At 65.0% G+C, this 24,814-nt stretch carries 29 protein-coding genes and 3 pseudogenes; 21 read left to right on the top strand and 11 right to left on the bottom strand.

All coding sequences use genetic code 11. The annotated features are described in order from the left end of the window. The first annotated feature begins 341 nt into the window (after positions 1-341). The 5 genes from glyA (at position 342) to WDM86_18645 (ending at position 2,897) form a co-directional block, all read left to right on the top strand. Positions 342-1,337, top strand: coding sequence for a serine hydroxymethyltransferase (glyA, locus tag WDM86_18665; GenBank protein ID MEI9992047.1), 996 nt, complete (start codon positions 342-344; stop codon positions 1,335-1,337). Beyond that, complete coding sequence (locus WDM86_18660; GenBank protein ID MEI9992046.1) at positions 1,297-1,614, top strand: hypothetical protein; 318 nt, start codon at positions 1,297-1,299, stop codon at positions 1,612-1,614. Before glyA ends, WDM86_18660 begins: the two co-directional genes overlap by 41 nt. Before the next feature lie 100 nt (positions 1,615-1,714). Beyond that, positions 1,715-2,089 (top strand): ATP cone domain-containing protein, encoded by a 375-nt coding sequence (locus WDM86_18655; GenBank protein ID MEI9992045.1) that lies wholly within the window; start codon positions 1,715-1,717, stop codon positions 2,087-2,089. A gap of 71 nt (positions 2,090-2,160) precedes the next feature. Next, positions 2,161-2,457, top strand: a complete 297-nt coding sequence (locus WDM86_18650) for a hypothetical protein (protein ID MEI9992044.1) — start codon at positions 2,161-2,163, stop codon at positions 2,455-2,457. Beyond that, positions 2,445-2,897 (top strand): CPBP family intramembrane glutamic endopeptidase, encoded by a 453-nt coding sequence (locus tag WDM86_18645; protein MEI9992043.1) that lies wholly within the window; start codon positions 2,445-2,447, stop codon positions 2,895-2,897. The genes WDM86_18650 and WDM86_18645 overlap by 13 nt, the downstream gene beginning before the upstream one ends. Before the next feature lie 498 nt (positions 2,898-3,395). Here WDM86_18645 and WDM86_18640 read toward each other — a convergent pair whose 3' ends face one another. Further along, a complete protein-coding gene (locus WDM86_18640) occupies positions 3,396-3,680 on the bottom strand; it encodes a hypothetical protein (protein MEI9992042.1) in 285 nt (94 codons plus the stop codon). 59 nt (positions 3,681-3,739) lie between these two features. On the opposite strand from WDM86_18640, the gene WDM86_18635 reads away from it, so the two are divergent. From WDM86_18635 to WDM86_18590, 10 genes and pseudogenes are all read left to right on the top strand, one after another. After that, a complete protein-coding gene (locus WDM86_18635) occupies positions 3,740-3,997 on the top strand; it encodes a hypothetical protein (protein MEI9992041.1) in 258 nt (85 codons plus the stop codon). 32 nt (positions 3,998-4,029) lie between these two features. Then, positions 4,030-4,209 (top strand): annotated as a pseudogene (locus WDM86_18630) (riboflavin synthase). Between the two features lie 65 nt (positions 4,210-4,274). Then, a complete protein-coding gene (locus tag WDM86_18625; protein MEI9992040.1) occupies positions 4,275-4,451 on the top strand; it encodes a hypothetical protein in 177 nt (58 codons plus the stop codon). Beyond that, positions 4,427-4,603, top strand: a complete 177-nt coding sequence (locus tag WDM86_18620) for a hypothetical protein (protein MEI9992039.1) — start codon at positions 4,427-4,429, stop codon at positions 4,601-4,603. Before WDM86_18625 ends, WDM86_18620 begins: the two co-directional genes overlap by 25 nt. Beyond that, on the top strand, positions 4,600-5,091 hold the full coding sequence (locus WDM86_18615) for a 3,4-dihydroxy-2-butanone-4-phosphate synthase (GenBank protein ID MEI9992038.1): 492 nt from the start codon (positions 4,600-4,602) through the stop codon (positions 5,089-5,091). Before WDM86_18620 ends, WDM86_18615 begins: the two co-directional genes overlap by 4 nt. Beyond that, positions 5,022-5,537 (top strand): 3,4-dihydroxy-2-butanone-4-phosphate synthase, encoded by a 516-nt coding sequence (locus WDM86_18610; protein ID MEI9992037.1) that lies wholly within the window; start codon positions 5,022-5,024, stop codon positions 5,535-5,537. Before WDM86_18615 ends, WDM86_18610 begins: the two co-directional genes overlap by 70 nt. After that, positions 5,455-5,739 carry a hypothetical protein gene (locus WDM86_18605; GenBank protein MEI9992036.1) on the top strand — a complete coding sequence of 95 codons (285 nt, stop codon included), beginning with the start codon at positions 5,455-5,457 and terminating at the stop codon, positions 5,737-5,739. Before WDM86_18610 ends, WDM86_18605 begins: the two co-directional genes overlap by 83 nt. After that, positions 5,732-6,010 (top strand): annotated as a pseudogene (locus tag WDM86_18600) (6,7-dimethyl-8-ribityllumazine synthase). The gene WDM86_18605 and the pseudogene WDM86_18600 overlap by 8 nt, the downstream one beginning before the upstream one ends. Positions 6,011-6,065: 55 nt before the next feature. Continuing rightward, positions 6,066-6,188, top strand: a complete 123-nt coding sequence (locus WDM86_18595) for a hypothetical protein (GenBank protein ID MEI9992035.1) — start codon at positions 6,066-6,068, stop codon at positions 6,186-6,188. A 45-nt stretch (positions 6,189-6,233) separates the two neighbouring features. Beyond that, positions 6,234-6,668 (top strand): transcription antitermination protein NusB, encoded by a 435-nt coding sequence (locus tag WDM86_18590; GenBank protein MEI9992034.1) that lies wholly within the window; start codon positions 6,234-6,236, stop codon positions 6,666-6,668. 493 nt (positions 6,669-7,161) lie between these two features. On the opposite strand, the gene WDM86_18585 is transcribed toward WDM86_18590, so the two are convergent. Further along, positions 7,162-7,293: a hypothetical protein gene (locus WDM86_18585; protein MEI9992033.1), complete on the bottom strand. Its 132-nt coding sequence runs from the start codon at positions 7,291-7,293 to the stop codon at positions 7,162-7,164. Between the two features lie 341 nt (positions 7,294-7,634). On the opposite strand from WDM86_18585, the gene WDM86_18580 reads away from it, so the two are divergent. From WDM86_18580 to WDM86_18565, 4 genes are all read left to right on the top strand, one after another. Then, a complete protein-coding gene (locus WDM86_18580) occupies positions 7,635-8,675 on the top strand; it encodes a hypothetical protein (protein ID MEI9992032.1) in 1,041 nt (346 codons plus the stop codon). Further along, positions 8,623-10,308, top strand: a complete 1,686-nt coding sequence (locus WDM86_18575) for an MBG domain-containing protein (protein MEI9992031.1) — start codon at positions 8,623-8,625, stop codon at positions 10,306-10,308. The genes WDM86_18580 and WDM86_18575 overlap by 53 nt, the downstream gene beginning before the upstream one ends. Before the next feature lie 1,263 nt (positions 10,309-11,571). Next, on the top strand, positions 11,572-12,975 hold the full coding sequence (locus WDM86_18570; GenBank protein MEI9992030.1) for an MBG domain-containing protein: 1,404 nt from the start codon (positions 11,572-11,574) through the stop codon (positions 12,973-12,975). 26 nt (positions 12,976-13,001) lie between these two features. Further along, entirely contained in the window at positions 13,002-14,771 is a 1,770-nt protein-coding gene (locus WDM86_18565; protein MEI9992029.1) for a ShlB/FhaC/HecB family hemolysin secretion/activation protein, read from the top strand. A 58-nt stretch (positions 14,772-14,829) separates the two neighbouring features. On the opposite strand, the gene WDM86_18560 is transcribed toward WDM86_18565, so the two are convergent. From WDM86_18560 to WDM86_18535, 6 genes are all read right to left on the bottom strand, one after another. Continuing rightward, positions 14,830-15,963, bottom strand: coding sequence for an ABC transporter permease (locus WDM86_18560; protein ID MEI9992028.1), 1,134 nt, complete (start codon positions 15,961-15,963; stop codon positions 14,830-14,832). Between the two features lie 3 nt (positions 15,964-15,966). After that, positions 15,967-17,100, bottom strand: a complete 1,134-nt coding sequence (locus tag WDM86_18555) for an ABC transporter permease (GenBank protein ID MEI9992027.1) — start codon at positions 17,098-17,100, stop codon at positions 15,967-15,969. Then, on the bottom strand, positions 17,097-18,059 hold the full coding sequence (locus WDM86_18550) for an ABC transporter ATP-binding protein (GenBank protein ID MEI9992026.1): 963 nt from the start codon (positions 18,057-18,059) through the stop codon (positions 17,097-17,099). Before WDM86_18550 ends, WDM86_18555 begins: the two co-directional genes overlap by 4 nt. Then, entirely contained in the window at positions 18,056-18,997 is a 942-nt protein-coding gene (locus WDM86_18545; GenBank protein MEI9992025.1) for an ABC transporter ATP-binding protein, read from the bottom strand. The genes WDM86_18550 and WDM86_18545 overlap by 4 nt, the downstream gene beginning before the upstream one ends. Continuing rightward, positions 18,994-19,977, bottom strand: coding sequence for an efflux RND transporter periplasmic adaptor subunit (locus WDM86_18540; GenBank protein MEI9992024.1), 984 nt, complete (start codon positions 19,975-19,977; stop codon positions 18,994-18,996). Before WDM86_18540 ends, WDM86_18545 begins: the two co-directional genes overlap by 4 nt. A 178-nt stretch (positions 19,978-20,155) precedes the next feature. Beyond that, positions 20,156-20,587 (bottom strand): universal stress protein, encoded by a 432-nt coding sequence (locus WDM86_18535; GenBank protein ID MEI9992023.1) that lies wholly within the window; start codon positions 20,585-20,587, stop codon positions 20,156-20,158. A 121-nt stretch (positions 20,588-20,708) separates the two neighbouring features. On the opposite strand from WDM86_18535, the gene WDM86_18530 reads away from it, so the two are divergent. Then, the gene (locus WDM86_18530; protein ID MEI9992022.1) at positions 20,709-21,533 is read left to right on the top strand and encodes a hypothetical protein; all 825 of its coding nucleotides are present in this window, start codon (positions 20,709-20,711) and stop codon (positions 21,531-21,533) included. Between the two features lie 63 nt (positions 21,534-21,596). Here WDM86_18530 and ftsH read toward each other — a convergent pair whose 3' ends face one another. The 3 genes and pseudogenes from ftsH to WDM86_18515 form a co-directional block, all read right to left on the bottom strand. Then, positions 21,597-23,108, bottom strand: coding sequence for an ATP-dependent zinc metalloprotease FtsH (gene ftsH, locus WDM86_18525; protein ID MEI9992021.1), 1,512 nt, complete (start codon positions 23,106-23,108; stop codon positions 21,597-21,599). 104 nt (positions 23,109-23,212) lie between these two features. Next, positions 23,213-23,455: pseudogene (locus WDM86_18520) on the bottom strand (hypothetical protein). A 2-nt stretch (positions 23,456-23,457) separates the two neighbouring features. Continuing rightward, entirely contained in the window at positions 23,458-23,691 is a 234-nt protein-coding gene (locus tag WDM86_18515; protein ID MEI9992020.1) for a ChaB family protein, read from the bottom strand. A gap of 183 nt (positions 23,692-23,874) precedes the next feature. Here WDM86_18515 and WDM86_18510 point away from each other — a divergent pair, with 183 nt between their 5' ends. Next, positions 23,875-24,795 (top strand): SDR family oxidoreductase, encoded by a 921-nt coding sequence (locus WDM86_18510; GenBank protein MEI9992019.1) that lies wholly within the window; start codon positions 23,875-23,877, stop codon positions 24,793-24,795. Positions 24,796-24,814 lie beyond the last annotated feature (19 nt).

The following is a 24,814-nucleotide window of genomic DNA, read 5'->3' as shown; positions in this document are numbered from 1 at the left end:
AAGTTACTTTGAGTGTGCGTGGATTGCCTGCGGCAATTTATTCTTTTCTATTTGAGTTAATGCCGGTTTCGACTTGAGTCGATTCGTTCGTCTTTGTGAGACAGCAATCCCATCGTCCCTTCGTCATGAAATCGCTGTCAACTCTCCTTGGGGAAGTCTTGGAGCGGCCAACATCTCGCCCGGCCTGACAGCGCCCAGGCGTCGCAGACCTGGGAGGGGCGGGGCGATCTGGCGCTAGATTTGGTAAAGGGGTAGGGGTATCCAGCCGGCTCCGAGGGGCCGCAGGTCCAACGGTATTCGAGGTCGCAATGGTGGCAGTCGCCGACGCTGCAGGAGTATTATTGTCAAGCTTTTTCAACGGCAAATTGGCCGAAACCGATCCCGATGTGGCGCGCGCCATCGCGCTGGAACTCGGCCGCCAGCGCGAGAAGATCGAGCTGATCGCGTCCGAGAACATTGTCTCGCGCGCGGTTCTCGAAGCTCAGGGTTCGGTGCTGACCAACAAGTACGCCGAAGGCTATCCCGGTCGGCGTTACTATGGCGGCTGCGAATTCGTCGACATCGCCGAGGAACTCGCGATCGGCCGCGCCCGGCAGTTGTTCGACTGCGACTTCGTCAACGTCCAGCCGCATTCCGGCGCGCAGGCCAACCAAGCCGTGTTCTTCGCCCTCATGCAACCTGGAGATATTTTTCTGGGCCTCGATCTGGCGGCCGGTGGCCATCTGACGCATGGGGCGCCCGCCAACCAGTCCGGCAAGTGGTTCAAGCCGGTGTCCTACACGGTGCGCCGCCAGGATCAGCGAATCGACATGGACGAGGTCGAAGCGCTCGCTCGCGCCCACAAGCCGAAGATCATCATCGCCGGCGGCTCGGCCTATCCGCGGATCATCGACTTTCCGCGCTTCCGCGCCATCGCGGACGCGGTCGGCGCCTATCTGATGGTGGACATGGCGCATTTCGCCGGGTTGGTCGCGGGCGGCGTGCATCCCAATCCGCTGGAGCACGCCCATGTCGTCACGACGACGACGCATAAGACGCTGCGCGGCCCGCGCGGCGGCATGATCCTGTCGCGCGACGCCGAGCTCGGCAAGAAGATCAACTCCGCCGTGTTCCCGGGCCTGCAGGGCGGCCCTCTGATGCACGTGATCGCCGCGAAGGCAGTCGCGTTCGGCGAAGCCCTTCGCCCCGAATTCAAGCTCTATGCGAAGGCCGTGGTCGACAACGCGAAAGTCCTCGCCGAGACGCTGCAGGCTGCGGGGGCTCGACATCGTCTCGGGCGGCACCGACACGCATCTGATGCTGGTGGACCTGCGCCCCAAGGGCGCCAAGGGCCGTGACACCGAGAAGGCGCTGGACCGCGCCGCGATCACCACCAACAAGAACGCCGTGCCGTTCGATACCGAAAAGGCCGGCGATCACCTCCGGCATCCGCCTCGGCACGCCCGCCGGCACGACACGCGGCTTCGGCACGGCGGAATTCCGCGAGATCGGAAAACTGATCGTCGAGATCGTCGACGCGGTCGCCAAGAACGGCGAGGCGGAGACGTCGCGGTCGAGGCCTCCGTCGCGGCGCGGGTGCACGATCTTTGCCACCGATTTCCCATCTACCCATAAACGAGAGCGACCATGCGCTGCCCTTTTGCGGACATGACGATACCCAGGTGAAGGACAGCCGTCCGAGCGAGGACAATTCGGCGATCCGGCGGCGGCGCCATTGCCCGAATGCGGCGGCCGCTTCACGACCTTCGAGCGCGTCCAGCTGCGCGAATTGATCGTGGTGAAGAAGAACGGGCGGCGCGAGCCCTTCGAGCGCGAGAAGCTCGAACGCTCGATGAACCACGCTTTGCGCAAGCGCCCCGTGGAGCGCGAGCGCATCGACCGCACCATCACCGGCATCGTGCGCCGGCTCGAAAGCATGGGCGAGAACGAGATCCCGTCGCCGGTGATCGGCGAGCTGATCATGCAGGCCCTGCAAAGCCTCGACAAAGTGGCCCTATGTGCGCTTCGCCTCGGTCTACAAGAATTTCGCGAGACCAAGGATTTCGAGATGCTGATCGGCGAGCTCGAAGGCGGGGACGACAAGACCTGAAAATCTTGTCGCGAGCGCCGATGGCCGAACCGTCAGTCCCAGAGCCCGTGCCAAGCCGGCGCGACGGCCGCGTGCGATGGTGGGACCTCTTCATCGCCTTCTTCGGCGGGACCTTCGCCGGCATCGTGCTGGCCGCGCTGGCGGGCGTCGCCGGCGTCCTGATCGCGATGCGATACGGTTTCCACCCGACGGCCGCGAACCTCACCGCCTTCCTGCGCACCAGCTTCACGGCCAACCAGGCGCTCATCGTGCTGAGCGATGTCGGCCTCCTGGTCGTCGTCTGGCTGGTGGCCCGCTGGCGGTTCGAGCGGCCGACGGCGCATTTCTTTTCTTCGGTTCGCGCGCCGGCTTTGTCTTGGCGGTCCTGAGCGGTCTCGGCTTGTCGATCCTGCTCAACGGCGGAAACGAGCTGCTGCAGCGCTTCCTGCATATCCGGTTCGAAGAGACCGATATCGAGCGCATGCTCGAACCGCACGGCGCCGGCCAGTTCGTGCTCGCCCTCGCGGTCATCGCGTTGTTCGCGCCCTTCGTCGAGGAGTATTTCTTTCGCGGCCTGTTCCTCTCCTGGGCGCTGCGCGCGACGGGGGGCGTGGCTGGGCACGCTGATCACCGCGCTCGGCTTCGCGCTGGCGCACGGACATCTCTTCATCCATCCCGGCCTTCAGGGTCTGGTATTCACCGCCGAGCTGTTCGCGGCCGCGTGATCCTGGCGCAATGGGTCGTGCGCACCGGCTCGCTGCGGACGTCTTTCGCGGCGCACGCCGCCTACAACGCGACCGCCATCCTGTTCTCGGTGTTCTACCCATGACGGCGGAGGCCGACCGCCGCCACATGCGCCACGCCATCGCGCTGGCGTCGCGCGGCGTCGGCCGCACCGGCCGGGTGCCTTCGGTCGGCTGCGTCCTCGTCGCGCCGGACGGCAGCGTCGTGGCGCGCGGTCGGACCGACGAAGCGGCCGCCCGCACGCCGAGGCGGTGGCTCTGCCGCGGCCGGCGCGGCGGCGCGCGGCGCGACGGCCTATGTGACGCTCGAACCCTGTTCGCATATCGGGCTGACCGGAGGCCCCTGCGCCGATCTTCTGATTCGCGGCCGGCGTGGCGCGCGCGGTGGTCGCTTGCGGCGATCCTGATCCGCGCGTGGACGGGCAGGGATCGCCAGGCTGACGGCGGCCGGGATCGCCGTCGATGTCGGGATCGAGGAACAGGCGGCGGCGCCCGCCCTCGAAGGCTTCTTCAGCCACATCCGGCGCGGCCGGCCTTTCGTCACGCTGAAGATCGCCCAGAGTCTGGACGGCAAGACCGCGACGTCATCCGGCGACAGCAAATGGATCACCGGCCCGCAGTCCCGCCGCTTCGGACATCTCCTGCGCGCGCGCAACGACGCGATCCTGGTGGGCATCGGCACCGCTTTGGCCGACGATCCGGAACTGACCTGCCGCATCGCGGGGTCTCGAGCGCCATTCTCCCCTGCGGGTGGTCCTCGACTCGCGCTTGCGGCTGAGTGCGACCGCGAAATTGGCGGAAGGAGCCTTCCGCAATCCGACGGTTGTCTTCACCACGATCGAGGCGGATGGTGCGAAGCTGTCCGCCAAGGGCGTCGAGATCGTCCGTGTCGCGCCGGACGCGCGGGGCAGACCGGACCTGAACGCAAATGCTGACCGAAACTGTCGAAGCGGAACGTTACGCGGCTGTTGGTGGAGGGCGGCGCCGCCGTCCACGCCGCCTTCCTCGACCAGGGCTGGCGGATGCGCTGGAGATATTCACCGCGCCGATGGCGCTGGGCGGCGGTGGGCACGATGGGATCGGTGCGCTGGCGGCCGCTACCATGGGCGCGGCGCCAAGGTTTACGCTGGAGTCGGTGCGGAAAATCGGCGCCGATCTGCTGGAAAGCTATCGGGCCAGAGCCTAAAAGGAGCGCCATGTTCACCGGAATTGTCACCGATGTCGGGTCGCGTGCGCCAGGTCGAGAAGCGCGGCGACACCCATGTCGTGATCGCGACCGACTACGACGTGTCGCGGATCGAGCTCGGCGCCTCCATCGCCTGCGCGGGCATCTGCCAGACCGTAGTCGACAAGGGCACCGCCAAAGACTGCTGGTTCGCCGCCACCGCCTCGGGCGAGACGCTGTCGAAGACCACGCTGGGAAGCTGGAAGCCGGGCGACGGCGTCAACCTCGAACGCCCACCATGCGGGTCGGCGACGAGTTCGGCGGCCATATCGTCAGCGGCCATGTCGACGGCGTGGCCGAGGTCAAATTGGTCCTCCCGGAAGGCGAATCCATCCGCGTGGTGTTCGAGGCGCCGGTCGCGCTGGCCAGGCTCATCGCGGCCAGGGCTCGGTGGCGCTCGACGGCGTGTCGCTGACGGTCAACGACGTCGACGGCGCCCGCTTCGGCGTGAACATCATCCCGCACACGCAGAAGGTGACGACCTTCGGAAAGCTGAAGCCCGGCATGAAGGTCAATCTCGAGATCGATCTTCTGGCGCGCTATGTGGCGAGGCTCGTGAAGGGATGAACGTCGCGGTCTATCACGATTACATTTCGAAGATCGAAGACGTCATCGAGGGACGCGCGCAACGGGCGCATGTTCATCCTGATGGACGCCGACGACGCGAGAACGAGGGCGACCTCGTCATCCCGGCGCAGATGTGCACGCCCCAGGCGGTCAATTTCATGGCCAGGTTCGGCCGCGGCCTGATCTGCCTGGCGCTGACGCAGGAGCGCGCCAACGACCTGAACATCCCGATGATGACCCAGGTCAACGGCACCCCGAACCAGACCGCCTTCACGATCTCCATCGAGGCCCGCGAAGGCATCTCGACCGGCATCTCGGCGCATGACCGCGCCCACACGATCTCGGTGGGCGATCGATCCGACCAAGGGCGCCGCCGACATCACCTCGCCCGGCCATGTTTTTCCGCTGGTCGCCCGCCATGGCGGCGCGCTGGTGCGGGGCGGGGCACACCGAAGCGGCGGTCGACATCGCCCGCCTGGCCGGCCTGATCCCGGCCGGCGTCATCTGCGAGATCATGAACGACGACGGCACGATGGCGCGGCTGCCCGACCTCGTGCCCTTCGCCCAGCTCCACGGCCTCAAGATCGGCACCATCGCGGATTTGATCTCCTACCGCCGCAAATACGACCACTTCGTCAAGCGCACGGTCGAAGGGCCGTTCGAAAGCCACATGGCGGCCTCTGGACGATGTATGTCTACGTCCAACGAGCTCGAATATGCCGAGCATATCGCGCTGGTGAAGGGCGATCTGTCGGGGCCGGAGCCGGTGCTGGTGCGCATGCACGCGGTCAACATCTTCACCGACATGCTGGACTGGAAGTCCGCCGAAACGCGACGTGCTGGGCGAATCCATGCGCATCATCGCCAAGGAGGGGCGCGGCGTCGTGGTGCTGCATGCGCACCACGCGTCCGACCTTCGTCTCCGACATCGTGACGCGGCGGGTGACCGAGGACATCGACCGCCGCCGGGTGAAGGAGTTACGGGCGTCGGCGCGCAGATACTGCTCGATCTCGGCGTGAAGGACATGGTCCTTTTGACCGACACGCCGGAGAAGAAGATCGTCGCGCTGGAAGGCTACGACCTCAACATCGTCGGCACGCACGCCATCCGCGGCGAGGAACAGACCCATGATTGAAAAGCCGAACATCCTGATCGTCGAGGCGCGGTTCTACACCCACATCTCCGACGCGCTGCTCGACGGCGCCACGGCGGCGCTGGAGAAGGCCGACGCGCATTTCGAGCGCCTCGCGGTGCCCGGCGCCCTCGAGATCCCGCCCGGCCATCGCCATCGCCGCGCGTTCGGGCGAGCATGGCGGGCGCGGCTATGACGGCTATATCGCGCTCGCTGCGTCATCCGCGGCGAGACCTATCATTTCGAGATCGTCTCCAACGAATCCGCGCGCGGCCTGATGGATCTCGGCATCAATCACGGCTTGTGCATCGGCAATGGCATCCTGACAGGTGGAAGACGAGGACCAGGCCCGCGAACGCGCCGCGGTCGAGATCGGCGACAAGGGCGGCGACGCGGCGCGGGCGTGTCTGGCGCTCGTCCACGCGCGCAATCGCCTCGGCGTTCACCGGTGACCGCCAAGGATTACGATTCCCGGCGCGCCGCGCGCCTGAACGCGGTTGCAGGCGGTCTACCAGATGGAGCTCACCGGCGAGGACGCGGAAACCGTCGCCCTCGAATTCATCGAGCATCGTCTGGGCCGCGAGCCGGAGATCGGCGGCGGCGAGGCCGACGCGGATTTCTTCGGAGCCATCGTGCGCGGCGTGCCGCAGCACCAGGTCGAGATCGACCGCTCCATCGCCAAGATACTGGCGGCGGACTGGCGGCTGGAGCGCGTGGATTCGATCCTGCGCGCCATCCTGCGCGCCGCGACCTTCGAGCTGATCGCGCGCCGCGACGTGCCCGCCCGGGGTGGTGATCGACGAATATGTCCGAGATCGCCCACGCTTTTTTCTCCGGCCGACGAACCGTCCTTCGTGAATGCCGCATTGGACAAGCTGGCGCACCGAAAACGCGCCGCCGAATTCGGCGAAACCCGCCGGACGGACGAATAGCAGTTCTAGGGAGCGCTACTCCCTACACAGTGCATACACACGATGGCTTGCGCATGGGCGCGGTGTTGTGTATATCTACACAAGCCGAGGGGGGGCGATGTGAACAAGCGTGGGACGATGACGCCTCGGGAGGTCGTCCGGCGGCTCATCGATGATGGCTGGGGTGGTGAAGCGCAAGGGCCCCGGCGACCACGTTCAGTACACGCATCCTTCAAGGCCGGGGCGCGTGACCATCGATATGGGCGCGCGGGATATCCCCTCGGAACCTTGCGCAGCGTCTTCCGGCAGGCCGGCTGGAGACTGGTAGCGGCGCCTATCTCGAGTTCGCCGATCAAGGAGGTCGCATGTCGAAAACGGTTTGGGCATTGGTTCACGAGGAAAAAGTGCGAAGCCGCACGGTGTACGGAATTTCCTTTCCGATTTTCCCGGCGTCGTATCGGCGGGATCGTCGGTCGACGAGGGCCATCGAGCGCGGCCGCGAGACGCTGGCGTTTCACGTTGCGGCATGATCGAGGATGGCGAACGCCTGCCGAATATCCATTCCCGTTCCACGGTGACCATCAGCGAAGGCGATCGCTCTTACGCCGGCGGTTTGGTGGCCGACAATGAAGGCGATATCGAACAATCCTATGCCACCGGCTCCGTGACGGCTGGCAACCACCAAAGTCTGGCGGGAGGGCTGGTGGGGTTCAACAATGGCCTCATCGGGCAGTCTTATGCCACCGGTGCCGTGTCCGCCGGCGACGGCGGAGCTTCTGTCGGCGGTCTGGCAGGCGCGAATGCCGGCCTCATCGGCGGGTCATATGCGACGGGTTCGGCCACGGCGGTGACGGCGGCGCTTGGGTCGGCGGTCTCGTCGGCACCAGTATTGGCGGCATCCAGCAATCCTATGCCACGGGCGCCGCGACGGCCGGCGATGGCGGGGCTTCTGTCGGCGGTCTGGCCGGCGAGAACGATGGTCTCATTTTGCAGTCCTACGCGACAGGCGCGGCCACGGGCGGCGACGACAGCGCCTGGGTGGGCGGTTTGGTCGGCGACAACGCCGGCGCCATCTTGCAAAGTTATGCGACGGGTGCGGCGCATGCCGGCCTGAACGGCGGCGGAGGCTTCGTCGCATCCGTCGGCGGATTGGTGGGCGAGAACGAGGACGGGGGCGCGATCGCCGAGTCCTATTCCACCGGCGCGGTGAGCAGCAGCGACCCGGCGGCGGCGGTGGGCGGCTTCCTCGGCAACAACGACGACACGATATCCTCGGATGTCGACGTCAATTATTTCGATACGCAGACCTCCGGCACCGCGTCTGGCAGGGGCGCGGGCAATCCGGTCGATGGCGTCACCGGCGAGACGACGGCCCAGCTTCAGGGCACGCTGCCCGCAGGCTTCGACAGCACGGTCTGGGGCACGGGTGCGGGGCTCTATCCGTATTTCCTGTGGCGATATCCGGCGACGCCGGAGGCGATCACGGGCGTCGCCTACAGCGATGCAAGCGTGACCCCGCTGGCGTCCGGTTCGGCCGGCGCGGTGAATGTGTCGGCGCTGGTCGACGGCACCGGCGTGGGCGGCGCCACGACGGGCGCGAACGGCTACTATTATATCCTGGTGTCTCACGGCACGCTGGCCGGCACGCAGCAGGTGCTGACCTATCTCGACGGCGCCTCCGTCGCCGCCAACACCTATGTCGACTCGCCGGCGGGCAATGTGACGGCCGATCTCTACGGCAACTATCTGCGCCTGCTGTCCCGCGCCGGCACAAGCTCCGCGATGTTCGGCGGCGTGACCGCGGCGATCGGCGGTAACAGCGGCAGCGATTTCCTGTTCGGCGGCGGCGGCCTTATGCCCGGCACCAATCTCGCGATTCAATCGAGCAATGGCGGCGGCCTGGTGCTCGACGACCTCCCGGATCTGAGCAGCGCCTCCCTCGTCCTGGACGCTTTCCGGTCCGGTCACGCAAAGCGTGGCGATCGCCGCCGCGAACCTGGATCTGCTGGGTGCGGGCGCCAGCTATGAGCTGACCGACAGCACCAACAACATCGGCACGCTGGCGGCCAACACCGGCACGGTATCCGTCGCCGATAGCGGCGATCTCGGAATCGGCACGGTGAACGGCACAGCGGGCGTGACCAGCACCGGTGCGGTCACCGTGACCGGCGCCGGCGACATCACCATCGCCACGGGCAGCCAGGTCACGGCCGGCACTGACGAGGACGTGGTGCTGGCCGCGGCCGGCGCCTTCGTCAACGACGAAGGCAGCGATGCCGTGAACGTCTCCGGCACCGGCCGCTGGCTGATCTATTCCAGCGCGCCCACCGACGACACGTTCGGCGATCTCGACAGCGGCAACACCGCGGTGTGGCACGCGACCTTCGCGACCTACGCGCCGGGCAGCGTGACGCAGAGCGGCGATCGCTACATCTTCGCCTATCGGCCGACGCTCACCATCACGACCGCCAACCTCACCAAGACCTACGGCAACGATGCCACCGCGGACGTGGCCGCGGACTATAGCGTGAGCGGTCTGCAATCCGGCGTGACCGGCGCCTTCCTCGGCGACACGGCGGCGGCCGTCTATTCGGGTGCGCCATCGGTGACGTCCACCGGCGCGGTGGCGACGGCCAGTGTGGCCGGGAGTCCCTACACGATCGCGGGAACGACGGGCACGTTGTTGTCGCTCGACGGCTATGCAATCAGCTTCGTGAACGGCGCGCTGACGGTCGATACGCGCCCGATCACGGTGACGGCGGACGGCCAGACGCGGCACTATGGCGATGCCAATCCTGCGCTGACCTATGTGGTGGGTGGCGACGGTCTCGCCAACGGCGACGCGTTGTCGGGCGGCCTGGCGACGGTTGCGGGCGCGACCAGCAATGCCGGCGATTTCGCCATCACCCAGGGTACGCTGGCGGCGTCGGCCAATTACGATCTGACCTATATCGGCGGCGTGCTGACGGTCGATGCGCGCCCGATCACGGTGACGGCGGACAGCCAGACCCGGCACTACGGCGATGCCAATCCCGTGCTGACCTACGCGGTGGGCGGCGGCGGCCTCGTCAATGGCGACGCGTTGTCGGGTGGTCTGGCGACGGCCGCAACGATGGCCAGCAGTGTCGGCGGCTATGCCATCACGCAAGGAACCCTGACCGACGCCAACAATACGAATTACGACATCAGCTATACCGGCGCCACGCTGAGCGTGACGGTGCGCCCGATCACGGTGACGGCGGACGACCTCACACGGCATTACGGCGACACCAATCCGGCGCTGACCTACGCGGTGGGCGGCGGGGGGCTCGTCAACGGCGACGCGCTTTCGGGTGGCCTGGCAACGTCCGCGACGACGACCAGCGGTGTCAACGGCTACGCCATCACGCAAGGCACGCTCGCGGCATCGGCCAACTACGATCTAACCTATGTCGGCGGCGTGCTGACGGTCGATGCGCGGCCGATCACGGTGACGGCGGACGACCTGACGCGGCATTATGGCGACACCAACCCCACGCTGACCTACGCGGTGGGCGGCGGCGGCCTCGTCAACGGCGACGCGCTTTCGGGTGGCTGGCAACGTCCGCGACGACGACCAGCAATGTCGGCGGCTACGCCATTACGCAGGGCACGCTGGCGGCGTCGGCCAATTATGCGCTGACCTATATCGGCGGCGTGCTGACGGTCGATGCGCGCCCGATCACGGTGACGGCAGACGACCTGACGCGGCACTACGGCGACACCAACCCCACGCTGACCTATGTGGTAGGCGGCGAGGGTCTCGTCAACGGCGACGCGTTGTCGGGCGCGCTGGCGACGGCCGCAGCGACAACCAGCAACGTCGGCGGCTATGCCATCACGCAGAGCACGCTGGCAGCGTCGACCAATTACGCTCTGACCTATGTTGGCGGCGTCCTGACGGTGGATGCGCGCCTGATCACAGTGACGGCGGACGACCTAACGCGGCATTACGGCGATGCCAATTCCGCGCTGACCTATGCGGTGGGCGGCGAGGGCCTGGTGAACGGCGACACGCTCTCGGGTGCGCTGGCGACGGCCGCAACGACAACCAGCAATGTCGGTGGCTATGCCATCACGCGAGGCACGCTGGCAGCGTCGGCCAATTATGCGCTGACCTATATCGGCGGCGTCCTGACGGTCGATGCGCGCCCGATCACGGTGACGGCGGACGGTCAGACGCGGCATTACGGCGATACCAATCCGACACTGACCTATGCGGTGGGCGGCAGCGGCCTCGTCAACGGCGATGTGTTGTCGGGCGCGCTGGCGACCTCTGCGACGACGACCAGCAATGTCGGGGGCTATGCCATCGCGCAAGGCACGCTAGTGGCGTCAGCCAATTATGCTCTGACCTATGTCGGCGGTGTGCTGACGGTCGATGCGCGCCCCATCACGGTGACGGCGGACGGCCAGACCCGGCACTACGGCGATGCCAATCCCGCGCTGACCTATGCGGTGGGTGGTGGGGGGCTCGTCAACGGCGACGCGTTGTCGGGCGCGCTGGCGACGACCGCGACGACGACCAGCAATGTCGGCGGCTATACCATCACGCAAGGCACTCTGACCGATGCCAACAATACGAATTACGACATCGGCTATACCGGCGCCACGCTGAGCGTGACGGTGCGCCCGATCACGGTGACGGCGGACGACCTGACGCGGCATTACGGCGATGCCAATCCCGCGCTGACCTATGCGGTGGGTGGCGACGGTCTCGTCAATGGCGATATGCTGTCGGGTGCGCTGGCGACATCTGCCGCTGGGACAAGCAGTGTCGGCAACTACGCCGTCACGCAAGGCACGCTGGCCGCGTCGGCCAACTACGATTTGACCTATGTCGGCGGTGTGCTGACGGTCGATGCGCGCCCGATCACGGTGACGGCGGACGACCTGACGCGGCACTATGGCGATGCCAATCCCCGCGCTGACCTATGCGGTGGGTGGTGGGGGGCTCGTCAACGGCGACGCGTTGTCGGGCGCGCTGGCGACGACCGCGACGACGACCAGCAATGTCGGCGGCTATACCATCACGCAAGGCACTCTGACCGATGCCAACAATACGAATTACGACATCGGCTATACCGGCGCCACGCTGAGCGTGACGGTGCGCCCGATCACGGTGACGGCGGACGACCTGACGCGGCATTACGGCGATGCCAATCCCGCGCTGACCTATGCGGTGGGTGGCGACGGTCTCGTCAATGGCGATATGCTGTCGGGTGCGCTGGCGACATCTGCCGCTGGGACAAGCAGTGTCGGCAACTACGCCGTCACGCAAGGCACGCTGGCCGCGTCGGCCAACTACGATTTGACCTATGTCGGCGGTGTGCTGACGGTCGATGCGCGCCCGATCACGGTGACGGCGGACGACCTGACGCGGCACTATGGCGATGCCAATCCCTCGCTGACCTACGCAGTGGGCGGCGAGGGCCTCGTCAACGGCGACGCCTTATCGGGCGCGCTGGTAACGGCCGCAACGACAACCAGCAATGTCGGCGGCTATGCCATCACGCAGGGCACGCTCGCCTCGTCGACCAATTACGCTCTGACCTATGTCGGCGGCATCCTGACGGTGGATGCGCGCCCGATCATGATCGCCGCGAACGATCAGAGTCGCGTCTATGGCGACGCCAATCCGGCGCTGACCTATGCAGTGGGTGGCGACGGGCTCGTCAACGGCGATATGCTCTCGGGCGCGCTGGTAACGGCCGCGACGACAACCAGCAATGTCGGCGGCTATGCCATCACCCAGGGCTCGCTGGCGTCATCGGCGAACTACACCATTGTCGGCTTCACCGGCGCCACGTTGACCGTGACGCCGGCCGCGCTGAGCGTGAGGGCAGACGACATCGCGTCCGTCTCGCTCGATGCAGCGACGCCGACGGCAAGTTACACGGGCTTCGTGCTCGGCCAGGACAGTTCCATCGTGACCGGACTCGAATACGGCCTCTTCCCGGTCGCGGACGATCCGCTGAAGTACAACATCGTGCCGTTCGGCGCGACCGCCCCCAATTATGCGATCATCTATTTCGCGGGTCTGCTAACGCTGACGCCCGTGGTGCCGAACGGCTCGACGGCACCGCTGATATCGGACGGCGGCTATCATGGCCCGTCCAGCTTCACGCTGACCGGCAGCCTGGGCACCTTCACATTGAGCAACGTGGTGACCGGCACGGTCGGATCCGACGACAATGTGCTTTTGTTCCAGGTTGGCCTGCCCGGAACGATCAGTCCGTTCAAGCCGGTCAGCATCACGGATTTTTCGAACGCCATAGACGCCACCGACCGATTGTTGTCCGCAGGATGATCCCAGGCGCCAAATCGAAGCGAAGCGTGCGCGCGGTCGTTGCCGGTCTGTGCCTGCTGGCCGGTCTTTCGGCCCTGTCGGCGGCGGCTCAGGATTTCAAACAGATCGCGCCCAAGGAACCGAAAACCCAGATGGCCACTCCGGTGACCGTGCCGCCGGAGGCAAACCCGGTCGTGCCGACGGCCGTGCGCAAGAAGCTGCTCGATTCGCTTCTCGGGCTGCGCTTCGTCGACAAGCTCGCCAAGGTCGTGCGTAACGGGGTCAAGGTCTCGGGCGTGGAGGTGGACGGCGGCCTGCCGTTGCTGAACCGCGATGAGATCAAGACCCAGCTGTCGGCCTTTCTAGGCCGGCCGCTCTACACCGATGATCTGCCGCGCATATCCGAAGCGGTCGTCAAATGGTATCGCGCGCACGACCTGCCGGTGGTCGATGTTGGCTTTCCCGAGCAGGACATCTCCACAGGTACCGTCCAGGCGGTCGTCACGGTCTATCGGCTCGGCCAGGTGCATGTCCAAGGCAATGAATGGTTCTCGACGCCGCTTCTGACCGGCGAAATGCGGCTCGAACCCGGCGACCGCATCGATTTCCAGACTCTGCGGATCGATTTGAACCGGCTCAACCGCAATCCGTTTCGACGTGTCAGCGCGGTTCTCGAGCGCAGCGCGACCACCGGCGCTACCGATCTGGCGCTCAAGGTCGACGATCGTCTTCCGTTTCGCGTCTATGCCAGCTTCGACAATGACGGTCTTCCGGTGACGAATCGCGAGCGCTACGGCGCGGGAATCAACTGGGGCAATGTTTTCGGCCTCGACCAGCAGATCTCCTATCAGTTCCTGACGAGCCCCGATCTGTTCCGCTCGCGTGATCGCGGGCCGGGGCATTCCGACAAGCCGCGGTTCACGGCCCATTCGCTCGACTATCTGGCGCCGCTGCCTTGGGGCGACGACATCGAGGCTTTCGGCTCCTACGTCGAATTGGTGCCCGATCTCGGGCAGAATTTCGATCAGGTCGGCCACAGCTTGCAGCTTAGCGTGCGTTATGTCGGCATCGCGCCGCCCTGGGACGGCCTGTCCCAGACACTCAAATTCGGTTTCGACTACAAGCGCAGCGACAACAATATCGCATTCGGCGGAACGCAGATCTTCGCCAACACGACCAATATAGAACAGTTCCTCTTGATCTACGACGGCACTTTGCCGGACGCCCACGGCCAGACCGCGATCGAAAATCAGGTCGTCTACAGTCCCGGCGGGCTTTCGAACGGGAATTCGACAGCCGTTTTCGCCGCTTCCGGGACGGCGGGCGCCAAGGCTAATTATCTCTATGACAATATCGAAATCACGCGCGTGACCTATCTGCCCTATCAGTTCAGCAGCGTCGTTCGCGTTGAGGGTCAGATCGCCGACGCCGAGCTCCTGCCCAGCGAGCAGCTCGGCGCCGGCGGAAACGACAGCGTGCGCGGCTATGACCCGCGCACGGTGGACGGCTCGCAAGGCGCGCTGTTCAGCGCCGAATTGCACGGCCCCGCATTCCATCCGCTGAAATCGATCTTCGACACCGATGTGCAGGATCAGGCGCAGGGGCTCGTCTTCTACGATATGGGCTTCGTCGCCTATCGCAACGCGCAGCAGAACCTGCCCAAGAGTGCGACGCTCCAAAGTGCCGGCCTCGGTCTGCGCTACGGCATCGATCGCTTCGTGGATCTGCGCGCTGACTATGGCTGGCAATTGCAGGCGCCGCCTGGCGGCAAGTCGGGCGGAAGCCTGCTCAATCTTTCGGTAACGCTTGCCTACTGATTGGACGCGACCCCTTCTTGATGGGGCCGCGCGCCGCCGAGGTTTCGGCAACCAACGGTCAGTCCAGCGATTTGCGAAAGCGAAAGACGCTCGCGGCCAGAAGCACCGTTGCAAGGATCGCGAGTGCGCCAAGCTCGGGCCAGAGGACCGTGAAACCGACGCCCTTGAGAAAACAGGCCCGGATCAAGATCAAATAATATCGAAGCGGGTTGACGTAGGAAAACCATTGCAGCGCACGCGGCATGCTGGCAATCGGAAAGCTGAAGCCCGACAGCGTGAAGAGCGGATTGACGACGAAGAAATTCGTCGCGAAGGCCTGCTGCTGGGTCGTGCAGATCGTCGAGATCAGCAGGCCGAGCGCCAGCGTGCTGAGAAGGAACAGCGACGTTCCCACCAGCATGACGAGCGGATCGCCGTTGAACGGCACCTGGAACCAGAGCATTCCGACCGCGGTGACGAGAGCCACCTCCCCGAGCCCGATGACGAAGAAGGGCAGCGTCTTGCCCAGAATGAATTCGATCGGCCGGATCGGCGTGACCATGATCTGCTCGAGCGTCCCCACCTCCCGCTCGCGAACGATGGCGAAGGCCGTGAGGTTGACGATGAGGGTGAGCGTCAGCGTGCCGATCACGCCCGGAACGAAGAACCATCGGCTGTTGGTGTCTTCGTTGTACCAGGGGCGCTGGTCGATCGTCACCGATGCCTGGCGCAGGCTCAGCCCGCCGCTCGTTCGATGCAGGAAATTGGCGGCATAGTCTTGCGAAAACGTCGCGGCGACCTGTCCGACATAGCCAAGGGCGATGAGCGCGGTGTTCGAATTGGTGCCGTCGACCGCCACCTGGACCGGCGCCGTCGCGCCCTTGCGGAGCAATTCGGCGAAGCCCGGATGGATCACGATGGCGATCGCCGCGTCGCCGCGGTCGATGATGCGGGTGACGTCGCCCTCGTTTTGCGCATACGCGGCGATGGAGAAGCGCCCGCTCGCCGTGAAATGCGACACCAAGTCCCGGCTTTCCTGCGAATGATCCATGTCCAGGATCACCGTGGAGACGTCGAACACCTCGAAGGTCGCGGCATAGCCGAAGACGAGCATCTGGATAATCGGCGGCACGATGAGGCGAAAACGCGCCCACCTGTCGCGCTTCAGCTCGATCATCTCCTTGATGAAGATCTGGATGATGCGGTCGAACATGGATCAATCCAAGGTCTTCTTGAACGCGCGGGACGCGAAGAACGCTATCACGGCCGCGTAGAGCACGAGTGCGAGAATCGGGCCGCCCAGTTGGACCAGGCCGAGCCCCTTGAGGAACACCCCCTTCAGGATCGTCACATAGTATCGCGCGTGAACCAGATAGGTTATCGCCTGGATCGGTACAGGCATCTGGTCGATCGGAAAGGCGTAGCCCGAAAGCAGCGTCGTCGGCAGCATCGTGAGCAGCAGCGCGATCTGGCTCGCCCCGAGCTGGCTTCGGATCGATACTGAGATCAGGTATCCGATGCCGAGCACGACGACAAGGAACAGCGCGGTCGTGGCGAAGAGCGTGAAGAACGCGCCGCGAAACGGCACCTGAAACCAGAATATCGCCAGCGCGATGCAGATACCGGCGTCGATGAGACCGATGCCGAAATAGGGCAGCAGCTTTCCCAGCATCACCTCCATCGGCGTCACCGGCGTCGAAATGAGAAGTTCCATCGTTCCGCGTTCCCATTCGCGCGACACGGTCAGCGATGTGAGCTGCGCGCCGACGAGTGCCAGGATCATCGCCGCCAGGCCCGGGATGATGAAATCCTTGCTTTCCAGGTCCTCGTTGAACCAGACCCGCGACTGGATCGCGATGGGCGTGATGGCCAAAGGTGGCCCCTGCGTGCCCGACGCATCAAGCTGCACCTTCGTGGAGAAGCTTGCCACGACGGCCTGGGCATAGCCGGCGGCGACACTGGCCGTGTTGTCGTCGGTCGCGTCGACGATCGCCTGAACGGAACTCTTCCCGCTGTCGTTGAGACGCAGGGAGAAATCCGGCGGGATCACGATCGCGATCCGGCACGTACCGTCGTCGATGGCGGCGGCGAGCTGGCGGTCATTCGCCAGGATTTTCACGACGTCGAAGTACTGCGACGCGGCAAAGTCCTTCAGTAGCAACAGGCTCTGCTGGCTTCCCTCCCGGTCCAGCGTGCAGAGGGGAACATGCTTGATGTCCAGACTCACGCCATAACCCAGCATGAACATCTGAACCACCGGGAGAAGCAGCGCGATCATCAGGCTGCGCGGATCGCGCCAGACCTGAAGCAACTCCTTGCGGGCGATCGCCCAGAGCCGGATGAAACTCATGGCGCGGACGCATTCGCCGGGGGGCGGGCAACGAGCCCGACGAACACGTCTTCGAGACCCGGCTCAATGGGCGAAATCCGCGTGATCGGAATGTTGTTCGTTTCCAAGGGACCGCGAATCGCCGCGTCGCCGGCCAGCGAGCCATCCGTCAGGACATGCAGGGCATCGCCGAAGGCCGCCACGTCGCGCACGCCCTTTGCGGCGCCGAGCACGTGCAAGGCGCGGCCGACGCTGCCGCATTCAACCAGAAACAGATTGCCGCTCAACGAAGTCCGCTTGAGCTCCGCGGGGCTGCCCGACGCGACGATGCGGCCCTGATTGATGAGAACAATGCGGTCGCAATATTCGGCTTCGTCCATGTAATGCGTGGTGACGAGGATGGTCACGCCGCTCGCCGCGAGGTCGTGGATCAGGTCCCAGAAGCGCCGGCGCGAGATCGGATCGACGCCGGATGTCGGCTCGTCGAGAAACAGGATCGGTGGGTTGTGCAGGATGGCACAGCCGAGTGCCAGGCGCTGCTTCCAGCCGCCGGCGAGCGAAGACACAAGGGCATCCTCGCGGCCGGCGAGCCCGGCCATGTCGACCGCGTAGCGAATGCGCTCGGCCAGCCTTTCGGCCGGAACGCGATAGATGCCGCCGAAGAAGCGCAGGTTCTCGATCACCGAAAGATCGCCGTACAGGGAGAACTTCTGGGACATATAGCCGATATGCTGGCGCGCGGCCTCCGGGCTGCGCGCCACGTCGATCCCCGCGACGAAGACCTGCCCCTCGGTGGGGCGCAGCAGACCGCACAGCACGCGGATGATCGTGGACTTTCCCGCGCCGTTCGGCCCGATGAAGCCGAGGATCTCGCCGCGCGCGACTTCGAAGCTGACATGATCGACGGCGACGAACGTGTTGAACCGCTTGGTGAGGTTGCGCGCAACGATGGGCGGCGCGGTGCGCCCGGCGCCGCTCATGCCGCCGCGTCCTTCCTCGGATTCTGCAAGGTGACGAACAGATCCTCTATGGTCGGCTCAACCCTCGTAAGCGAATCGAACGGAAGGCCGCTTGCGGCCAGCGCTTTTTCGATTTCTGGCATGCGGCGGTCGGCGTCGTCGACGACCACATGGATGCTGTTGCCGACGAGCATGGTATTCAGCACGCCGGGGCAGCCGCCGACCGTGTCCCTGATCGCGCGCGCGCTTCGCGACGCGATCGACAGGATCGCGCCCGGCATGTGCCGCTTGAGCGCGGCGGGCGTATCGCATTCGAGGAGTTCGCCCTCATACAGAAGGGCCAGGCGATGGCAGCGCTCCGCCTCGTCCAGATAGGCGGTCGATATCACGATCGTGAGGCCACCTTCGCGAAGGTCATATAGGATGCGCCAGAAATCGCGGCGCGAGACCGGATCCACGCCGGTCGTCGGCTCGTCGAGCAGGACGATCTTCGGTGCATGGATCAGCGCGCAGGTAAGGCCCAGCTTCTGCTTCATCCCGCCGGACAGCACACCGGCCAGCCGGTCGCGGAACCGGCCCATGTCGGACGCCGCGAGCAGCCGCGCCGAACGCTCCTCGCGCACCGCCCTGGGTATGCCGAACAGATCGGCGTAGAAACGGATGTTCTCGTCCACCGTGAGGTCTTCGTACAACCCGAAGCGCTGCGGCATATAGCTGAACCGCGCCTTGGCGAGGTCGGGGTTGGCCACGACATCCACCCCGTCGACGATGATCGATCCTTCATCCGGCCGCATCACGCCGGCCAGCATGCGCATGGTCGTTGTTTTTCCGGCGCCGTCCGGCCCCACCAATCCGAATATCTCGTTGGGAAGGACGGAGAAGCTCAGATGCGATACCGCCCTGTGCGGCCCAAAGCTCCTGCTGACATCGCGGATATCGATAGCCGGCGCGGCGCTCACGGCTTGCCTTCCGGGAGGAGTTCGATGCGCGCATCGGCCGGCAGTCCGGGAACCAGTTCGTGCGACGGATTCTCCAGATCGATCTTCACGCGATAGACCAGCGTGACCCGCTCGGCATGCGTCTCGACGCTCTTGGGCGTGAACTCGGCCTGCGAGGAGATGAAGGATATCCGGCCGCGATAGATCTTGTTCGGATAACTATCGGTGGTGACGGCGACGCGCTGGCCGAAGCGGATTTTTCCGATGTCGGGTTCGTTGACATAGGCCCGGAGCCAGACGTGATCGAGATCCGCCAGCGTGACGACCGGCGTCCCCGGCACCTCGACTTCGCCGAGCTCGGCCTGCCTCGTCAGGATGACGCCGTTGAACGGGGCGCGCAGAACCGTGTAGCCGAGCACGATCCGCGCCATGTCCAGGGCGGCTTGCGCGCTCTTCACATTCGCCACGCCGAGATCGGTATTGCGTTCGGCAACCCGCTCGAGCGCCCGATCGCGCTCCAATGTGGCGCCGGATTGGGTCATCGCGGTGCGCGCGAGATCCCTGGCCTGCGCCGAGGTGGCGTGCTGCGACCACAAAGACTGCTCCCGCCCGGCATCGACGGTCTTTTCCGAAAAGTCCGCCGCGTCGTCCGCGATGGTCTGTCTGGCCGCTTCGACGGATTGCCGCGTGGCGTCGAGCTGGCGCTGTGCCGCGTTCAGCGCGGCCTCGGCGATGACGACCTGCTGGCGATAGTCGCTATCGTCGACACGCGCCAGCACGGTGCCGGCGCTGACCGTCGCGCCCTCGTCGAACGGCAGAAGAACGATGCGCGACTGAACCGTCTTGAAGCTCAGGACGCTTTCATGGGCCTCGATGTCGCCGGAAACGACCAGGACGGAAGCGGAGCGGGAACCGCCGAACCAGCCGGCGTACCAGCCGACTCCCGCGACGACAGCCAGAGCGATGATGCCAAAGACCAGATAGCCGAACCGGCCGCGCACGAATGAAGACGTCCGCGCAAAGGCGGCATCGAGTCCTGTTCGCGGTGGAGAGATGTCTTCGGGCACGTATCTGGCGGACGGTTGATCGACATTCTCACTATCGCGCGTCGAGCGCAATCTTGCCTTGATCGAAATCAGCGCCGCGCCGCACGCCCGCGATTTGTCGTGCCAAAATGCGTCAGGGAACCACGACCACGCTGCAATTCGCCAAACTCACGAGCTTTTGGGATGTGCTGCCCAGCAACAATCCCTTCAGCCGCCCCCGCCCGCGCTTGCCGACCACGACGACGTCGCTCTTGCCCGCTTTCGCGGCAGCCAGGATCGCTGTCGCCGCATCGCCTTCCTCGGCCAAGGTTTTCGCCTTGGCGACGCCGTTCTTCGCCGCGATCGAACGGGCGCGCTCGAGCAGTGCCTTGGCCTCGGTCTCGAGGAGTTCGTCGAGCGCGATCTTCTCGATGCGCCGGAACCGCTCCAGATCGTCGCTGATCGCTCGATCCATCACGGTGATGATGGTCAGTTCACCGCCGATCGCGGCAGCCAGGCCTGCCGCCAATGCGACGGCACGGTCGCCGCCTTTCGAGCCGTCCGACGCCACCAATATCCGTTTCATGTTTTTATCCTCCCGACAGCCGCGGGCTCGCCTGCGTCATTTGAACGGAATTCAATTGAGATCGAGATCGCGGCGCGCGGGCTGACATGGATCAAGTAGCACAACGATAGTTGGGAGATAGTTGAGTGGTGCCCAGCATCGCTGCAGGAGTTCATGCATGAATAAGATAGCCGCTTCTTTCCTCGCCGCTATGCTTGCATCGAGCATGTGCATCGCGCCGCTCGACGGCGCGAATGCCGTCACCGCCGTCGGCTCGTTCGCTGGCGGCGGCTCCCACGGTGGCGGTTCCCATAGTGGTGGCCCCCATGGCGGCGGCGCTCATGGCGGGTGGCCACATGGTGGCGGCCTGCACGGCGGCGGTGGCAGAGGCCATGGAGGCGGACACTATCCGGGCGGATATGGCGGCGGTGTCATTTGGGTTGGCCCCTATTCCTATTGGCCTTACCCGACATATCCGTATCCCTATCCGGACAGCTATCCTTATCCCGATGCGCCGGATTCTTCCCCAACGTCGCCGGTGCCAACGCATGATGCATCCGACAACACGCCGTCCGGACCGTTCTGGTATTACTGCGACCAACCCAATGGCTATTATCCTTATGTGAAGGCCTGCGGGCACGATTGGAAGGCGCTGCCGATCGCGGCCCCGCCGCCGGCGACCGGCGCACCGATTTCCGACGGGACTTGGGAATGGTGCGATCAGGCGAAGGGTTATTTCCCTTATGTCGCCGCATGTCCGGGCGGCTGGACCGCCGTCCCCGTCACGGTTCCGCTTTCGGAAACCGCATCCGACACGCCGCCGATCCTGGCCGACTGGTTCTACTGCGACGATCCCGCAGGCTATATGCCCTATGTGGAAACCTGTGCGCGCGATTGGCGGGCCGTTCCCGCGATGCCGCCGCCGAACGCCGCCGCGCCCGCGACGCCTGTCACTCGCACACACTAAGGGATTCATGAACCTCCGATTAGGAGCCTGAACAAGGCCGGGCCGCCTGCGAACCTGCCAAGCCTACTTTGCCGCCAGAGCGGGCGGAGTGGCCGAGGAACTCGCCAGCCGTGCCGTATATTTCGCGAGGTCGGCTTGGTCCAGGATTTCGTGGGCGAGCAAGTCGGCGGCGCCTGCCTCCAGCAGCGCGCGGTTGCGCTCCAGAATGCCGCGGGCGACTTGGAACGCCTGCGCCACGAGAGCCTTGAGCGCCGAATCGATCGCGGTTGCGGTCTCGTCGCCATAGGCGCGCGGCCGCCAGGACATCTGCCCGCCAAGCATGGGCGCCGATTCCGATTCATAGGCCACCTGGCCGAGTTCGGGCGTCATGCCGAAGCGCATGATCATGCTGCGCGCAATGTCCGTGGCGCGGACGAGATCGTCCGCCGCGCCGGTCGAGACTTCGGCGAAGACAAGGCTCTCGGCGGCGCGCCCGCCCAGCAGCACGGCGATGCGGTTGAACAGTTCCGAACGGCCCAGCACGAAGCGATCTTCGGTCGGCCGCCGCATCGTATAGCCCAGGCCGGCAATACCGCGCGGAATGATCGAGACTTTCTGGACCGGATCGGTGCCGGGCAGGGCCATGGCGACGAGCGCATGACCCATCTCGTGATGCGCGACGATGTCTCGCTCGCGTTTGGTCAGGATGCGGCTCTTCTTCTCCAGTCCGGCGACGATGCGTTCGATGGCCTGGGTGAAGTCCTCGATGGTCGTCGACTCGCCGCCGCGCCGCGTCGCGACCAGCGCCGCCTCGTTCACGAGATTGGCGAGATCGGCGCCGGTAAAGCCCGGCGTAAGGCCGGCAATGGCTTCTACATCGATATTCGCGACGGTCTGGATATTCTTCAGGTGCACCCGCAGGATGTCGGCGCGGCCCTTCTTGTCGGGGCGGTCGACCAGCACCTGCCGGTCGAAGCGTCCCGCGCGCAGCAACGCCGGATCGAGAATCTCCGGCCGGTTGGTCGCGGCCAACACGATGATGCCGGCGCTGGGATCGAAGCCGTCCATCTCGGCCAGCAACTGGTTGAGCGTTTGCTCCTTTTCGTCATGGCCGCCGGTCGGAAAATCTATGCCGCGCGCGCGGCCCAGCGCATCGAGTTCGTCGATAAAGACGATGGCCGGCGCGCTGGCCCGCGCCTGTTCGAACAGATCGCGCACGCGCGCCGCCCCGACGCCGACGAACATTTCGACGAATTCGGATCCCGTGATCGAGAAAAACGGCACATTGGCCTCGCCCGCGACGGCGCGCGCCAGCAGGGTCTTTCCCGTGCCCGGCGGCCCGACCAGCAGAACGCCCTTGGGGATGCGCGCGCCCAGCCGGCCATAGATCTGCGGGTTCTTGAGGAAACCGACCACCTCGGCCAATTCCTGCTTGGCCTCATCCACGCCGGCGACGTCGGCGAACGAGACCTTAAGGTCGCGCTCGGCATAGATCTTCGCCTTGCTGCGCCCGACGGAGAGAAGGCCTCCCGACATCCCGCCTTCGCCCGCCATGGGGCGCAGAAGCAGAAACCAAAGAAAAGCGAACCCCACCATTGGCAGCAGCCAGGACAATAGGCTTCCGAAGATGCCGCGCCTTCTTCGCCAGAGAATTTGACGCCGGAATTCTGCAGGTCTTTCGCAAGGTTGCCGTCGACGCGTATCGTCGCAAATCCGGCGGGCCCACCCGGCTTTGGTTGCCTGTACTTGCCGGAGATCGTCGTGTCGCCGACAACGAGGTCGTCGATTTGACGCGTCTTCAGCAGCGTCTGAAAATCGCTGTAGGGGATCGCGGGATTGGCGCTCGACAGACCCGCGATGTCGTGCACGATCAGGATCACGAGCACCGCGCCCAGCAGATAGGTGAAGTTGAATTTGAACTGCCAGGGCTTCTTGTCGGCCATGGTCAGCGGCCGTACTCATCGCTGACGTCCAGCGGCACCCAATCGTCGCCGACCTTGTGATAGCCCCTCTTTACGGCAGCCCAAGCCACGCGATGGGCGATCTCTTCGCGGCGGGCGCCCTTATGCGCATAGCCTTGCCAGGCATGATTGAACGCCTCCCGAAAAATGCTCTGGGCATGCTCAGGCATATGCTGCCGGATCGCCGACGGCAGGTCGCTGTTGGCTTGATAGGGCATGACCAACAATTCAGAGGGTTCAGCACTACCTTAAGCCCCGATGATTTTTGTTTCTTGATGCAGATCACACAGGTTCTTCCGATGGCCCCAACGGGTCGAATGGCCCCCGACTTAAAACGCCGGCATCGCGATCAAACACTTTCGCTGAAGCGCGCGCGAGCGCATGCGTCCCCAGAGCTCCGCTTGAGCGACGCGACCGGGACAACGCTTCGTCGGTATTTGCATTGTGTTTTCGTAGTGCGCGCCGCAATCTCCGTGGAAAGAAATCGAGCGAGCGGTGTGATGATGAGTAGCCTTTCTAAGCAATCAGGCGATGATGAACAGTTTCACAGTCTGAAGGCCCTATTTGATTTGTCCGGGCGGACCGCACTGATTACCGGCGGATCGCGCGGCTTGGGCCTTCAGATCGCCGAGGCGTTGGGTGAATTCGGCGCGCATGTCGTGCTAACGGCCCGCAAGACGGACGAACTCGCTGCCGCCGTCGAACATCTTGGACAGCTGGGCGTCGGCGCATCGTCCGTGACCGCCGACATTGGGAACGCGGGCGACATCGACAAAGTCGTTGAAGCCGTCGCCGCCGCGGGCCGCGAGATCGACATCCTGGTCAACAATGCGGGTACCTCCTGGGGCTCGCCGAGCGAAGAATTTCCCCGGCACGCTTGGGACAAATTGCTGGCGGTGAACCTGACCGGGCCGTTCCTGCTGACGCAGGCGGTCGCCCGTCGCTGGATGCTGCCGCGCGGAAAGGGGCGCATTTTGAATGTCGCATCGGTCGAGGGTCTTGGCGGACATCACCCGCGCATGGTCGGCACCATCGCCTACAATGCGAGCAAGGGCGGCATGATCAATTTGACGCGCGCGCTCGCCGCCGAATGGGGGCCGCGCGGAATTACGGTGAACGCGCTGGCGCCGGGCTATTTCGCCTCCAAGCTCACCGCGTACACGCTGGACAATTTCGGGGACGAGCTGATCGCCGACACGCCGCGCGGCCAGTTGGGCGGCCCGGCGGATTTGAAGGGCGCTGCGTTGCTTTGCGTCTCGGATGCCGGCGCGCATATCACCGGGCAGGCCATCGTCGTGGATGGCGGCGCTTCGGTCATTTGATTTTGGCTCCGGCGAGCAC

Source organism: Rhizomicrobium sp. (genome assembly GCA_037200045.1).
In the GTDB taxonomy this organism is placed as follows: domain Bacteria; phylum Pseudomonadota; class Alphaproteobacteria; order Micropepsales; family Micropepsaceae; genus Rhizomicrobium.
The sequence above is the reverse complement of the archived record's forward strand: the minus strand, read 5'-3'. Positions and strand labels throughout refer to the sequence as shown.

Coding starts and splice junctions, on each gene's coding strand:
- WDM86_18615 (MEI9992038.1), top strand. CDS start 4,600: ATGAACGTCGCGGTCTATCACGATTACATTTCGAAGATCGAAGACGTC.
- WDM86_18610 (MEI9992037.1), top strand. CDS start 5,022: ATGGCGGCGCGCTGGTGCGGGGCGGGGCACACCGAAGCGGCGGTCGAC.
- WDM86_18535 (MEI9992023.1), bottom strand. CDS start 20,587: ATGAAACGGATATTGGTGGCGTCGGACGGCTCGAAAGGCGGCGACCGT.
- WDM86_18550 (MEI9992026.1), bottom strand. CDS start 18,059: ATGAGCGGCGCCGGGCGCACCGCGCCGCCCATCGTTGCGCGCAACCTC.
- WDM86_18660 (MEI9992046.1), top strand. CDS start 1,297: ATGCTGGTGGACCTGCGCCCCAAGGGCGCCAAGGGCCGTGACACCGAG.
- WDM86_18555 (MEI9992027.1), bottom strand. CDS start 17,100: ATGAGTTTCATCCGGCTCTGGGCGATCGCCCGCAAGGAGTTGCTTCAG.
- WDM86_18570 (MEI9992030.1), top strand. CDS start 11,572: ATGGCGATGCCAATCCCCGCGCTGACCTATGCGGTGGGTGGTGGGGGG.
- WDM86_18635 (MEI9992041.1), top strand. CDS start 3,740: ATGCTGACCGAAACTGTCGAAGCGGAACGTTACGCGGCTGTTGGTGGA.
- ftsH (MEI9992021.1), bottom strand. CDS start 23,108: ATGGTGGGGTTCGCTTTTCTTTGGTTTCTGCTTCTGCGCCCCATGGCG.
- WDM86_18625 (MEI9992040.1), top strand. CDS start 4,275: ATGCGGGTCGGCGACGAGTTCGGCGGCCATATCGTCAGCGGCCATGTC.
- WDM86_18560 (MEI9992028.1), bottom strand. CDS start 15,963: ATGTTCGACCGCATCATCCAGATCTTCATCAAGGAGATGATCGAGCTG.
- WDM86_18515 (MEI9992020.1), bottom strand. CDS start 23,691: ATGCCCTATCAAGCCAACAGCGACCTGCCGTCGGCGATCCGGCAGCAT.
- WDM86_18605 (MEI9992036.1), top strand. CDS start 5,455: ATGCGCATCATCGCCAAGGAGGGGCGCGGCGTCGTGGTGCTGCATGCG.